Genomic DNA, 14,363 nt, shown 5'->3' on the forward strand with positions numbered 1-14,363 from the left:
TTTATATTAAGGAAAACTTATTCCAATAAATAGGTTAATTGTTCTCTAAACCATTTGTCTTCATAATCTTCATATTCTTTTTTGAATGACGTATAGTCTTTTTTATACTCTTTCTTTTCTAAGATTTTGATCATGATAAAATATCCGTCATTCATATAGTTGGAGTCATTTTTTTTTGAAGAAATATTTACATATAATTTTGCTTTTTCAAGATTCTTACTCATGAGGAAAAAGAAAATTATTTGACTGAAAATTTCTTGATCTTTAGAAAAATCTAACATTGATATAAATATTTTTTCAGCTTCTTCTATTCGATTCAAATCAAACAATAACCAACCATAAGAATTTCTAGCGTCTTGATTAGAATTGTCAAGAGAAAGACTTTCAAGGTATAATTTTTCTGCTTTATTTAGATTATGTTCATATTGGTGATAAAAATTAGCATATGAAAATAAGTTGTCACTTGTCTTTTTTATATTTATAGACTGCTCAATGTTGAGTTTTGCTTTTTCATAACTTTCGGAATTTAAGTAGGCAACCCCTAAAAGATTAAAACAATCCGCATCTTTATAAGTACTAGGTATTTTATTTAAAAGATCTATAATCTCTGTATGATTAATTGAAGGGTCTAAGCCAAAACTTTTTTCAACTAAAGCTGCATAAAAGTTAGGGTCGATCTTTATCGCGTCTTCTATATATCCCCATGCTTCATACGGTGTTTTTTCTTTTAATTCTAAATATAACTTTAAACGAACCCATTTATTTTGACTTAAAGTATCTATATCGATAGATTCTTTAAGTAATTCAATGCCTGAATTATGTTCTCCTTCTTTAGATTTAATTAAACCTTCACTCATTTTTAATAAGCTTTTTAACATTGGACTATTAACCTCTTGGAGTTTAATTTTACTAAAAATATTTTTAGCTTGGTCTATTTTTTCATCACAAAGATATTTGCAAACCAGCATGATTTCTATGTAAACACTTTTAGTTTTGTTAATTTCTTCTTCAAAGAATGAATAAGTTAGTTCATAATTATCAGTAATTATGAGTTCGTATTTCTTTATTAAATTGTTCATTAATGATTGTTAATGTTGTGATCAAAATAAATGTATTCAATAGTACTATATATATGAGTATTTAGCAAGCTTTTTGTTATGTCAAGTTTGGTAAAAATAAAACAATTACTTTTGCATTTATGTATAATAAAAGAGTAGTCCTAACTGAAGAAGATTATTATTTAAATGAGCAGGGGTATAGAGTATTTACAGAGAAATATCATTTAAAGAGAGGATATTGTTGTAAGAACGGGTGTAAGCATTGTCCTTATGGTTATGATAAAAAAACAGATAGTTTTAAATAAAGTGACAATTAATAAATAATTGTTTCTAAAAAATATAAATCAAACAGAAATGAAGAAAATTATAGCAGTAGCATTTGTTGTTCTATTAACAGGATGTGCAGAATTACAAAAAGTAGTAAATCAATTACCACAAGGAGGAGTTTTATCGCAAGATCAAATAGGAAATGGTTTACGTCAAGCATTAGATAATGGAATAAAAAATCAAGTAAATAAACTAACAGCTAAAGATGGTTTTTATAGAAATCAGTTGGTGAAAATTGTTTTACCAGAAGAATTAAGAGCTGTAGATAAAGGATTACGTAAAATAGGATTAAGTAATTTAGCAGATGAAGGATTAAAAGCGATAAATAGAACGGCTGAAGATGCAGTAAAAACAGCAACACCAATATTTGTAAATGCAGTTAAAGAAATAACCTTTAATGATGCAAAAAACATTTTATTAGGAGAGCAAAATGCGGCAACGACCTATTTAGAAGGAAAAACAAATAAGGCATTGTATAGTCAATTCAATCCAGTAATAAAAAATTCTTTTGGAAAAGTTGGAGCAGATAAAATTTGGACGAATTTAATTTCTAAATATAATAGTATTCCGTTTGTGAAAAAAGTGAACCCAGATTTAACAGATTATGTTACAACACAAGCCTTAAATGGTGTTTTCACTATGATAGCAGTAGAAGAAAAAGGAATTCGTGAAAAGGTAGGTTTACGTAATACAGCATTGTTACGTCAAGTATTTGCTTTACAGGATAAAAGGTAAGCTATAATAATTGTATATCAGTTATAGTTTAATAAAAGAGTTTTCAATTAGTCGCACTAATAGAAAGCTCTTTTTATTGATTTATGTGTAGAAATTTAAATGCACGATAGGAAAAACACTTAAAACGTAAAGAGGAATGGTTATATGTTGCTGTAAGTCAAATATTTGTGTATATTTATAGTCCGAGTTAATCAAATATAAACATGTCAAGAGTTAGTCAATTACATAGGTACAAGGAGCATCTTGAAAGAAGGTACCGTAAATTGGTTGAAAGAGCTAATGATTATAAGTATGAAGATGAATGTAAAAGTGATCGTTCTGCTTTTAAGGCAATGAAAGTTTTAGAGAAACTGAATAGAATTAAATATTTAGATAAGGACCTCTCAAGTTCTGTTGTGTAAATCTATAAAATAATCAAAGGCTTTTAATAATCTAGTGCCATACCAAGAAAACATCTCACCATCAACAAAAAATATTTTTGAAAGGTTTGTGTGTGCTCTTAATTCACTGCTATGTTTATCTTTAAAAGGGTAAGGTTCAGAGGAGAGTAATATTAAATCTGGATTACCATTAGATACAATGTTAGCTATATTAACTTCAGGATAGCGATCTATAGAATTATAAACATTTTTAAATTTATTTAGTTCTAGAAGATGATTAATAAAAGTATTCTTTCCTGCAACCATCCATGGATCTCTCCAAATAAAATAGGCTACTTTTAGTTCTTTTTTATTTTTAATAAATTGCTTAAAGTTATCAATCTTATTATCAAGTTCAGTAGTAATTTCTAATGCTTGTTTTTTAAGTGAAAAAATAGTTCCGTATTGAGTTATTAGTTCTTTTGCGTCATCAAGAGTAAAAATATCAGAAACATGAGTAGGAGCAATTTGTTCGCAAATTTCAACAATCTCTTTAGTATTTTCTTCTTTGTTGCAAAGAATAATATCAGGATTTAAACTTTTTATTTTATCAACTTTAATAGTTTTAGTGCCACCAACAATAGTTTTTTCTTTCCTTAAATGAATAGGGTGCACACAAAATTTAGTAAGCCCAACTATAGATTCTTCTAATCCCAAGTCAAAAAGTAATTCTGTTTGACTTGGAACTAAAGAAATAATACGTTTAGGGGTTTTATTTAATTCAAAAACTCTATTCATTTGGTCTTTGAACATCATAGGCAAACTAGTTTAAGATTTCTTTCATCTGAAGTTGTAATTCTTTAGCTTTTTTAGCGGCAGCTTCAGCAAAATTATTTTCATTGGAAGCGTAAATAATACCACGAGAAGAATTAATTAATAACCCAATAGTATCGTTCATACCATATTTACAAACGTCTTGTAAATTTCCGCCTTGTACACCAACACCAGGAACTAATAAAAACGAATTAGGAACTATAGTTCTTATGTCTGCTAAAAATTCAGCTTTAGTAGCTCCTACCACATACATTAAGTTTTCTGCGTTTTTCCACGATTTCGAAGTTTCTAAAACTAGTTTGTATAATTCTTTACCATTAACAGTTTTCGTTTGAAAATCGAAAGCACCTTGATTAGAGGTTAAGGCAAGTATTATAGTGTGTTTGTTTTCAAAAGCTAAAAAAGGCTCCACCGAATCTTTACCCATATAAGGAGCTACAGTAACACTATCAAAAGCAAGGTCGTTAAAAAAAGCTTTGGCGTACATAGTAGAGGTATTTCCAATATCTCCACGTTTAGCATCGGCAATCGTAAAAATCTCAGGATGCTTCTCGTTAATGTATTGTATGGTTTTTTCTAGAGCTTTCCAGCCCTTTAACCCATAAGCTTCATAAAAAGCAGTATTCGGTTTGTAAGCTACACATAAATGATGTGTAGCATCAATAATAGCTTTGTTAAAGGCAAAAATAGGATCTTCTTCTTTTAATAAATAGGGTGGTATCTTATCTAAATCTACATCTAAGCCAATGCATAAAAACGAGTTTTTTCGTTTAATTTCAGATACAAGTTGTTGTGTTGTCATGTGTTGTTGTAAAAGTTGTACAAAAGTACACAATTTTGCCACTTTCTGTTATCTTTGTTTCAGATGTTTAAATATATAATTAACAAAATACTTTACGGGTTTTTAACGCTCTTTGGAGTGGTAACTGTTATCTTTTTATTGTTCAATATTTTACCAGGGGATCCAGCTCGTATGATGCTTGATCAAAGGGAAGATACAGAGCAGTTAAATAATATTAGAAAAAAATATGGTTTTGATAAACCTGTATTTACGCAGTATTTATATTATTTAAACGATGTATCTCCGCTTTCAGTTCACAGTAAAAATAAAGAAGATTATACATTTTTAACAAAAGGGAAGTATAACGAACAAAAATTGTTTTCAGTAGGAGAAAAAACGATAGCTATAAAATATCCATATTTAAGAGAGTCATTTCAGAAAAATGAAAAAGCAGTGTCGGAAATTATAGCTGAAACATTGCCGAATACAGCAGTTTTAGCAGTCTCGGCAATAGTAATAGCTTTATTATTAGGGATATTACTAGGTGTGGTTTCAGCATTATATAAAGATTCCATATTCGATAGAGTTATAGCTGTAGTAAGTACATTTGGAATGAGTGTGCCGTCATTCTTTTCAGCTATTTTATTTGCTTGGTTTTTTGGCTTTGTATTACACAAATACACCAATTTAGAAATGACAGGAAGTTTGTATGAAGTAGACGATTTTGGAGAAGGAAGGTATTTACAGTTAAAAAACTTACTATTACCAGCAATAGTTTTAGGAATACGTCCGTTAGCAGTAGTAATACAGTTAATGAGAAATTCATTGTTAGAAACATTAAGTCAAGATTATATACGAACGGCAAAAGCAAAAGGATTAACAATGGCTCAGGTGGTTAAAAAGCATGCATTAAAAAATTCTTTAAATCCTGTGATAACAGCAATTTCGGGATGGTTTGCATCAATGTTAGCAGGAGCGGTATTTGTAGAGTATATTTTTAATTGGAATGGATTAGGGAAAGAAATTGTAAATTCATTAAATACACTTGATTTGCCAGTAATAATGGGAGCTGTGTTAGTAGTAGCCACATTGTTTATTATTATAAATATTTTGGTTGATGTTGTTTATAGCTGGCTAGATCCAAGAATTAGATTAAGTTAAATATGAGATTTTTTTTATTTATTATAGGTTTTTCAATACTAAGTAGCTGTGCAGTTTTTCAGCCAAAAGAGTTTAATGGAGTTTCATTAAATGAAAAGTTAGTAACAGAAAGTAGAGATACAATAACGTTAAAAGAAATTATAAAAAAGAACAAAGCAGAAAAGCAGTTTGTACAAATTTTTGCTACTTATTGCCCAGTAAGCCAGGATAGTTTTGAAGATGTTATTGCTTTTCAAAAAGAAAACCCTTCAATTAATTATGTTTTTTTGTCAGTAGATCATTCCTATTACGACTGGAAAAGAGGACTTGAAAGTATTAAGGTAAAAGGACAACATTATTATATACCTAAAAAAGGAAAAGGAGATTTAGGAAAGTTTTTAAAACTAAAAACAATACCTAGGTTTCTAATTCTTGATAAAGAAGGAAAAATTATACTTTATAAAACATCAAGTCTGTCAGATAAATTTAAAAATAAAATTAAATAAGACATGATTAAGAAAGGGATGTTAGCATTATTCATAGGATTATATAGTTGTACAATGGAAAGTCCAACAACATTTTCTGAAGAAGCATTAAATGATGTTTTTATAGCTATGAATAATGAAGAAGTAAGTTTCAAGGAAATTTTAGCTAACAATAAAGGTAAAAAAATATTGATAGATGTTTGGGCATCTTGGTGTACAGATTGTTTAAAAGGTTTACCAAAAGTAAAAAAGCTACAAAAGCAAAGCCCTGATGTTGTGTACTTGTTTTTATCATTAGATAGAAATTTAGAATCTTGGAAAGAAGGTGTAGAAAGATTGAAGTTAAAAGGGCAGCACTACTTTATGCAGTCGGGATGGAAAGGGCGTTTTGGAGACTTCTTAGGTTTAAATTGGATTCCACGTTATGTACTAATAAATGAAGCAGGAAAAATAGAGGTTTTTAATGCAACAAAAGCAACAGACAATTTAATCTTAGAGGGCTTAAAAAAATAATGTATTTTAGCTGTTTAATAGCTAAGTAGCTTGTAGTATTGTTTTTTATAAAAACTAGTTTTCTGCAGCACAAAATAATCTTCAGCTTAACAAGAAATCTTCGATGGTATTATTTTTAAAGTAGTAAAAAGGATAGCATTTGTTAAAGAGATTCTTGATAAAATAATATTTTTAATATAAATTAAGACAAAAGTGAGACAAAAGATAGTTGCAGGTAACTGGAAGATGAATAAAAACCTTGAAGAAGCTAAACAATTAATCAAGGGAATAAAGAAAGGTATAAAGAATACAGAAAGCGATGCTAGGGTGGTAATAGCACCTAGTTTTGTGAATTTAAATTCAGCAATAAAAAGATCGAAAAAATCTAAAATAGAAGTTGCTGCACAAAACATGCACCAAGCAAAAGAAGGAGCATTTACAGGAGAGGTTTCTGCAAGTATGTTAACTAATTTAGGTGTTAATATTGTAATCTTAGGACACTCAGAGCGTAGAGAGTATTTCAATGAAGCGAACGATTTATTGGCTAAGAAGGTAGATGCAGCATTAAAGAACAATTTGGAAGTTGTTTTTTGTTTTGGAGAGCAATTGGAAGATAGAAAATCAGAAAATCATTTTAAGGTAGTAGAAACACAATTAAAAGAAGGGTTATTCCATCTTAAAAAAGAGAGCTTTTCTAAAATAATCTTGGCATACGAACCAGTTTGGGCAATAGGTACAGGAGAAACGGCATCGCCAGAACAAGCACAAGAAATGCATGCATTTATTAGGGGAATTATGGAGAAACAATATGGAACAGAGGTAGCAAATGCTATTTCAATTTTATATGGAGGAAGTGTGAAACCAGCAAATGCAAAAGAGATATTTTCAAAGCCGGATGTAGATGGAGGATTAATAGGAGGAGCAGCTCTAAAGACTGAAGATTTTGTAGCTATTATTAATGCAATTTAATGGATAATATTTATATAGAGTATACTTTTAAAGTAACACCTAAAGAACCAGCAACAGAAATTCTAATTGCAGAATTAGGGATGGTTGGTTTTGAAAGTTTTGTAGAAAACGATAATGGAGTAACAGCTTATGTTCAAAAGGAGGAGTGGAAAGAAGATATTTTATCGGAAGTTTATATTTTAAAATCGGAAGAATTTAAAATAACGTACAATCACACAGAAATAGAGCAAACGAATTGGAATGCTGAATGGGAGAAAAATTTTAATCCAATTCGAGTTGAAGATTTGGTAAGCATACGAGCGCCGTTTCATGAAAACCCAAATTTAAAATACGATATTGTAATAGAGCCAAAAATGAGCTTTGGTACAGGGCATCATGAAACTACTCATATGATGGTGCAGCATTTGATAGATTTAGATGTTGAGAATAAAAAAACGCTAGATATGGGTTGTGGTACAGGAATTTTAGCAATTTTTGCTGAAATGAAAGGAGCAAAACCTATTGATGCAATAGATATAGATGCATGGTGTTATGAAAATTCGGTAGAAAATGCAGAAAGAAATGGATGTAAACATATTTCTGTATATGAAGGTGAAGCATCGCTCTTAGCAGGGAAAAAATACGATATAATTATAGCAAATATAAATCGTAATATCTTGCTAAATGACATGGAAACCTATACAAATTGTTTAAGTGAAAAAGGAATTTTGTTATTAAGTGGATTCTATAGTGAAGATATACCAATTGTTGATGCTGAGGTGTCTAAGTACGCTTTAACATTAAATAAAACCATTGAAAGAAATAATTGGGTAGCTTTGCAATATCAAAAATAAAGCAAATGAGTACGATAGAAAAGATACAGGAAGAGCTAGATGTTTTAATACAAGAAACAAAAAAGCATGAAATTATTTTGCATAATGATGATGTAAATACTTTTGATCATGTTATTGATAGTTTGGTTGATGTATGCGACCATACCCTAGAGCAGGCAGAGCAATGTGCAACTTTAGTGCATTACAAAGGTAAATGTGCAGTTAAAACAGGAGAATACAAGGATTTAGAATCAAGATGTTCTAAATTATTACAATTAGGTTTATCTGCTGAGATTATTTAGTATGGAGAATATTTTTAGATATTATGAGTTCTCAGAATTTATAACAGACAATTCGGGAACTTTTTCAGGAAATGATATATGTTTTTCAGAATTAAATGAATATCATTTTCTAATTTTTGAAAAAAATAATAAAACTTATGATTTGTATGTTTCAAAATACAAATCAAAAAAAGAGATAGGCGTGAAACCTCCAGAAATACTGGAAAGTTTAATAAAAAACTACGATAAATCTATTCCAGAGCATCGGGTAGTTCTTAGAAAATATTTGTATTAAAAAACTCAAAAAAACTTTTTTTGAGTTTTTTTTTGTTTAAATGTGACTACTCCAAAAAAAACGTGTCATACTAATGTAAACGAGATAATAATTCTTTAAAGAGGTTACCCTTAAAATGAACAAGCCCTTAAAAAACTTCTCCGAGTAAACAATTTGTTGAAAGGAGAAGATTCCTCAAAAAGAGATGAAAATATAAATAATAGTAGTAGTTAGTTTTTATACTAAGTTTGGTTAGACGAAAAGGCCTTGAATGAAAATTCAAGGTCTTTTTTATTTATGTAAACTATTAGAAAAGAAAAAATCTTAGAAAATACATTTCTATATCTCGGAGATAATCATACTATAATTGCCGATTATTTTGTAATACACACCGTTGATCTTCAAAATCTTACCGTTTGTTACTAAAAACAACCGTTTGTTACTTGCTTAGGAAAAGACACAAGGAACTTGACTAAATTTAGTTCAGTATTAAGCAAAAAACAGCCAGTTTTTCTTGCTTATAATAAAATAAATCAACTTGTTTTATTTAAGAAAAAGAGGGAGTAATACTAAAAATAAAGAAAATTAATCTTTTAAAAATAAGTTTATGAAGCAACAATACACTTACATTATAGGAATCTTCCTAATGCTTCTTGTTCAGGGATCCTATAGTCAATCACCTGGAGGGGTATCTTCAGGCTATTCTAATGGAATAGCCTACGAACTTTATTCAGGATATGATGCAACACCAGAAGATGGTATTACGGGAACACTACGTCAAACAGGTTATGTTGATGATTTTACACATGTAGATGATTTATTTACAAATGAAATTAATACTAACTTTTCTTTAGTATTAAATACAGATGTAAATATTCTTACTGCTGGAGATTATACCTTCCGTTTTAATGGTTTAGATGATGAAGCGGCTCTTTTTATAGATGGCGTATTACTTTTTTCAGGAAACTGCTGTGGAACTGTTGACTCACCGATTATTAATCTTACTGCAGGATTTCATGCCTTGGAAGTAAGGTATAGTGAAAATAGTGGTGGTGAACAATTATATGTACAATGGGACCTACCTGGTGGTGGAGCTACATTTGTAGATATTCCAGATAATCAATTGTTTACTTCAGTAGTACTTGGATCGTGGCATAAAGCTGATGCAGGTATTACTGATGCCAATGGAGTGACTGCTACTACTTGGATTGATCAATCTATAAATGGTAACGATTTATCACAAAATTATGGTAATCCAACGTATTATAGTACGACAGCAGCAGAATTGATGAATTTTAACCCAACTGTAGATTTTACAGATGACGGAATGTCAAATGGTGATAATGTGAATGGTTTTGCGTTTGGAAAACAATCCAGAACAATGTTTGTTGTAACTACAAACACATTTTCAGGGAATGAGATTATAACTGGTTACGGAAATGGTGCAGCTAGTGACCAAAGTTTTGATTTACGTTCGAATGGAAACAATGGATGGATAGTAACTAGAAATCAAGGATATGGTGGTAGTACAGGAGATTACGTTAACCCAGGGTCATATATTCTTTCGGGTCAATATCTTAATCCTCAGTATGTTCTAGGGAATAATATTTTAACAAACATGAATGGTGCCTCAGATATTGCAGTTACCGATGTTGATTGGAGAACTAGATTACATCCAAATAATGATTTTTACATTGGTGCTACTCCAGGATTTCCTGCGAATGAGGGATTTAATGGTGATATTGCAGAAGTTATTCACTATCCTTGGGAATTAAATACTTCCGAAATAAATAGGGTAGAATCGTATTTGGCGATTAAATATGGTATTACGTTAAGAGGAGGAGCTGATTATTTAGCATCTGATGGGTCAACTATCTGGGATGCAACTGCGAATTCAGGATATGATGCTGATATTTTTGGTATAGCTAAAGATGATGCCTCTGGATTAGATCAACGTGTATCAATGTCTGTTAATAGCGATGCAATTATTACCATTGCTTTAGACAATGATTTTATTTCAGCCAATCAAGGTAGAGCAACAGCTCATACAAACGATCTACAGTTTTTGGTTTTAGGAAATAATGATGGTGGTGTTATTGCAAATCAAGGAACAGAATTGCCAACAGGTTCCTATAATGCTAGAATTGCAAGAGAATGGAAGGTTGATAAATCTGCCAATTTCGGACAATCAATTAATATGAGTTTTACAGGTTATGGCACAACAGCAATAACTACATACTATTTAATGAAAGATGATGATGGTGATTTTGGCAATGGAGGTTCAACAGAAGTTGGTGCTTTGGATGTTAATGGAGAAATAACAGGAGTAACTCTTGCAGATGGTGAGTATTTAACAATTGTTGCCGCAGTAAAAGCTCCAGGAGGAGTTGTTGCAGGAATGGAACTATGGTTAGATGCCAACCAAGAAGTACTTGGTAACATGGTAAATGGTGTAGGTTGGACAGATATTTCACCAGGAGGTAATAACTTCAGAACTGTGAATAGTACTCCTGAAGTACAAGCAACGGTGTTGAATTTTAATAATTCAGTAGATTTTGATGGAGATGATTGGTTAAGGGATGATGATGGAGATTTTGTCAATGATAATACTGCAGGAGATGTATTTGCAGTTGTAAAAGATAACAGAATTGGTACTAATAATAACAGTACGCCATTTCAACTATCCAATACAACTAACACAAATTATGCATTTGGTGATAATGCCGTTTATAATGCTTATGGTTCAAATGATATGTTTGGTTGGAATCCTTTAACTGGAACTATCACTAACGCAAAAGTTGGAATTAGTGCTGTAAATAACATTGGTATAGAAACACGAGAATGGAATATCTTCAATGTTCATGCGGCAGCAAATGATTGGAGCGTTGGGTTTAATGGTATGGTTCAAGCAAGTACTACCACTAACACAATTGATTTTAGTACAACTTCTGAATTTATAGGTGTAAGATCTGGTCATACTGGTTGGAGAGGATCGATGAGTGAAATCGTTAATTATAACCGTGTACTTTCTGCTACAGAAAAGTTACGTGTTAATTCATATGTTGCGCTTAAATACGGTATTACACTAAACCAAAATGTGGCTACAAATTATTTAGCTTCTGATGGGGTTACATTGATGTGGGATGCAACTACAAATGCAGGATATGATAACGATATCTTTGGTATCGGTAGAGATGACTTGTCTACATTAGATCAACGTGTATCTACTTCTATTAATAGTGATGCAATTATTACTGTTTCATTAGATAATGATTTCACATTATCTAATATTGATGCGGGAAGAACAACGGCACATACAAATGAATATCAATTCTTAACTTTAGGGAATGATGATGGAGCTACAGCTCCTTCACAAACAACAGAGTTGCCTGCAAGTGGTTTGTATAACAAACGTGTAACTCGTGAATGGAAGGTAGATGCTACCAACTTCTCAGAAACAGTAAATATGAAATTTACTGGATTTGAATCTACAAGTACTGCTAAATATTACCTAATGAAAGATGGTACTGATAGTGATTTTTCAACTGGTGCAACAGAGGTAGGTTTACTTGATAAAAACGGTGAAATTACAGGTGTAACACTAAATGATGGGGACTACCTTACTATTTTTGTTAAAAAGAAATACCCAGGAGGAGTATCTCAAGATTTGGAATTATGGTTAGTTGCAGATGATGGAACAAATACAACTACACAAGGAGGAAATGTATCAGATTGGAAAGATCAATCAGATGTTCCTTTTAATGCAGGAAATGGTTCAAGTGCTAATCAACCGTTCTACCAAGCAGCTAATGGTACTAATGGGTTTAACTTCCATGGTTCTATTCAGTTTAGTCCTGGAGGATCTGATAGGTATCTCACTGTGGCTGATAACAACATCTTTGAAACATCTAATAGATCAATATATGCGGTATCGAAATCTGCATACAGTGGAGCTGGTGACTATAGGATTATCCTTTCAAGAAAGCAAGAATCGTTTTGGGACAATGGGTGGATTTTAACAGCTCATCAAGGTGAAATGGCTTATGAGCATCATGATTGGGCTGGAAATAGAGATCCTGAAGCTATATATAGACCTTATACGGCTAATGTTCCAGTAATTGTTGCAGCTCAAAGTGTAGGTAGTACGCAAAGGATGGCGGTTAACGGAGCTGCTTCTGTTTCGAACAGTACTCCAGGTCAAACGGTTGACGCTATTAATCATCCTTTACATATTGGAATAGCTAGTGGTGGTTTCGGAAATACAAATCACATTTCAGAAATTGTTTTCTTTGATACTGATAATTTTACTGAAAGAAAGAAAATTGAATCTTATTTAGCAATTAAATATGGAGTTACGTTGGACCAAACAGTTCCACAAGATTATATTGCTAGTGATGGTACTACGATCATGTGGGATGCGTCTGATAATGTTGGGTATAGCAAAGATATTTTTGGCATTGGTAGAGATGATGCAAGTTTTGAGCAATATGTGTCTAAATCGATTAATAGTGATGCAGTTATAACAATTGCTTTAGATAACGATTTTACATCACCAAATCTTGGTAGAGCAACAGCTCATACAAACGACTTACAATTTTTAGTTTTAGGAAATAATGATGGTGGCCTTACAACACAAACTACAGAAATTAATACAGCCAAGTATACATCTCGTGTTATAAGAGAGTGGAAAGTAAATGCTACAAATTTTTCACAAACCGTAAACATGAAATTTGATGGATTTGATGCGACATACTTTCTAATAGAAGATGCTGATGGAGATTTTTCTTCAGGGACAACTATATTAGGGCAGTTAAATGCAAGTGGAGAAATAGCAGATGTTACTTTAACACATGGTAGCTATATAACACTAGCAGTTGTGGTAACAACAGATACAGATTTTGATGGTGTATATGATGTTATAGATATAGATGATGATAATGATGGGATCTTAGATTCAATAGAACTAGGAGGCATAGATCCTTTAGTAGATGGGGATTTAGATGGAATCGCACTTTATTTAGATGATGATGATACCAATGCAGGGATAGGAGATGTTAATGGAGTAGTAGAAGCAGCTTATGATTTAGATGGAGATAATATTGCTAATCATTTAGATTCCGATTCGGATAATGACTTATGTAGTGATGTTAAAGAATCAGGAGGTATAGATGTTAATGATGATGATATTTTAGATGGAGACGGGATAAATACTGCAGGCCAAGTAACTACAGGAATGGTAATATTACCTACTAGTTATAATGGAGTAATAGGTAATGAGTTGGAAGCTACAATCATACAAATAGCTACAGAGCCTACAAATCCAACAGAAATTTGTTTAGGAGATAATGCTATTTTTACAGTTGCAGGAGAGTCATTAAGTACAACAGTTTTTACAGGAGCTGTAGGAGCAAGAGTGCCAGATTATAGTAGTAGTACAGCTTCAACAACAGGTTTAGTTTACCAATGGGAAGAACAAGTAGGAGGTTCAGGACCATGGAATGCAATAACAGATGGAGGAATCTATAGCGGGGCAACATCAGCTTCTTTAACCTTAACAAATCCTTTACAATCAATATCAACAAATAAATATAGAGTACTATTAACAAGTACTAAAAATAGTTGTACAACAATTACATCAAGTGAAGCTGTACTAACTATAGAACCAGATAATACAGTAGCAGTGGCATCGAGTACGCCAACGCTATGTATAAATACGGTACTTACCAATATTACACATGCAACTACGGGAGCAACGGGTATAGGTATAGCTACGGGCTTACCAGCGGGAGTAACAGCAGCATGGGCCTCTAATACGC

At 31.7% G+C, this 14,363-nt stretch carries 13 protein-coding genes and 1 pseudogene; 11 read left to right on the top strand and 3 right to left on the bottom strand.

The window, feature by feature from the left end; translation table 11 throughout:
* Positions 1-17 precede the first annotated feature (17 nt).
* Positions 18-1,079, bottom strand: coding sequence for a hypothetical protein (locus Q0881_RS13990; RefSeq protein WP_299161486.1), 1,062 nt, complete (start codon positions 1,077-1,079; stop codon positions 18-20).
* Positions 1,080-1,198: 119 nt separating this feature from the next.
* Between Q0881_RS13990 and Q0881_RS13995 the strand changes: the two genes are divergently transcribed.
* From Q0881_RS13995 to Q0881_RS14005, 3 genes are all read left to right on the top strand, one after another.
* The gene (locus Q0881_RS13995; protein WP_299161489.1) at positions 1,199-1,363 is read left to right on the top strand and encodes a DUF5522 domain-containing protein; all 165 of its coding nucleotides are present in this window, start codon (positions 1,199-1,201) and stop codon (positions 1,361-1,363) included.
* A 49-nt stretch (positions 1,364-1,412) separates the two neighbouring features.
* Positions 1,413-2,120, top strand: a complete 708-nt coding sequence (locus Q0881_RS14000) for a DUF4197 domain-containing protein (RefSeq protein ID WP_299161491.1) — start codon at positions 1,413-1,415, stop codon at positions 2,118-2,120.
* Positions 2,121-2,323: 203 nt separating this feature from the next.
* Positions 2,324-2,521, top strand: a complete 198-nt coding sequence (locus tag Q0881_RS14005; protein WP_299161493.1) for a hypothetical protein — start codon at positions 2,324-2,326, stop codon at positions 2,519-2,521.
* Here the strand turns inward: Q0881_RS14005 and Q0881_RS14010 are convergent.
* Together Q0881_RS14010 and pyrF are read right to left on the bottom strand one after the other, a co-directional pair.
* Positions 2,504-3,295 (bottom strand): helical backbone metal receptor, encoded by a 792-nt coding sequence (locus Q0881_RS14010; protein WP_299161495.1) that lies wholly within the window; start codon positions 3,293-3,295, stop codon positions 2,504-2,506. The two genes, Q0881_RS14005 and Q0881_RS14010, sit on opposite strands and share 18 nt — an antisense overlap.
* Positions 3,296-3,302: 7 nt before the next feature.
* Complete coding sequence (gene pyrF / locus Q0881_RS14015; RefSeq protein WP_299161497.1) at positions 3,303-4,115, bottom strand: orotidine-5'-phosphate decarboxylase; 813 nt, start codon at positions 4,113-4,115, stop codon at positions 3,303-3,305.
* A gap of 63 nt (positions 4,116-4,178) precedes the next feature.
* Here pyrF and Q0881_RS14020 point away from each other — a divergent pair, with 63 nt between their 5' ends.
* The 8 genes and pseudogenes from Q0881_RS14020 to Q0881_RS14055 form a co-directional block, all read left to right on the top strand.
* Positions 4,179-5,255 carry an ABC transporter permease gene (locus Q0881_RS14020; RefSeq protein WP_299161499.1) on the top strand — a complete coding sequence of 359 codons (1,077 nt, stop codon included), beginning with the start codon at positions 4,179-4,181 and terminating at the stop codon, positions 5,253-5,255.
* Between the two features lie 2 nt (positions 5,256-5,257).
* Positions 5,258-5,740, top strand: a complete 483-nt coding sequence (locus Q0881_RS14025; protein WP_299161501.1) for a thioredoxin-like domain-containing protein — start codon at positions 5,258-5,260, stop codon at positions 5,738-5,740.
* 3 nt (positions 5,741-5,743) lie between these two features.
* Positions 5,744-6,232 carry a TlpA disulfide reductase family protein gene (locus Q0881_RS14030; protein ID WP_299161504.1) on the top strand — a complete coding sequence of 163 codons (489 nt, stop codon included), beginning with the start codon at positions 5,744-5,746 and terminating at the stop codon, positions 6,230-6,232.
* Between the two features lie 192 nt (positions 6,233-6,424).
* Positions 6,425-7,180 (top strand): triose-phosphate isomerase, encoded by a 756-nt coding sequence (gene tpiA / locus Q0881_RS14035; RefSeq protein ID WP_299161506.1) that lies wholly within the window; start codon positions 6,425-6,427, stop codon positions 7,178-7,180.
* Positions 7,180-8,013 carry a 50S ribosomal protein L11 methyltransferase gene (gene prmA / locus Q0881_RS14040; RefSeq protein ID WP_299161508.1) on the top strand — a complete coding sequence of 278 codons (834 nt, stop codon included), beginning with the start codon at positions 7,180-7,182 and terminating at the stop codon, positions 8,011-8,013. The genes tpiA and prmA overlap by 1 nt, the downstream gene beginning before the upstream one ends.
* A 5-nt stretch (positions 8,014-8,018) precedes the next feature.
* Entirely contained in the window at positions 8,019-8,294 is a 276-nt protein-coding gene (locus Q0881_RS14045) for an ATP-dependent Clp protease adaptor ClpS (RefSeq protein ID WP_299161510.1), read from the top strand.
* A gap of 1 nt (position 8,295) precedes the next feature.
* The gene (locus tag Q0881_RS14050; protein WP_299161512.1) at positions 8,296-8,568 is read left to right on the top strand and encodes a hypothetical protein; all 273 of its coding nucleotides are present in this window, start codon (positions 8,296-8,298) and stop codon (positions 8,566-8,568) included.
* Positions 8,569-9,154: 586 nt separating this feature from the next.
* A pseudogene (locus tag Q0881_RS14055) lies at positions 9,155-14,363 on the top strand (hypothetical protein); the annotation flags it as partial.

Source organism: uncultured Tenacibaculum sp. (assembly GCF_947494125.1).
GTDB lineage: Bacteria > Bacteroidota > Bacteroidia > Flavobacteriales > Flavobacteriaceae > Polaribacter.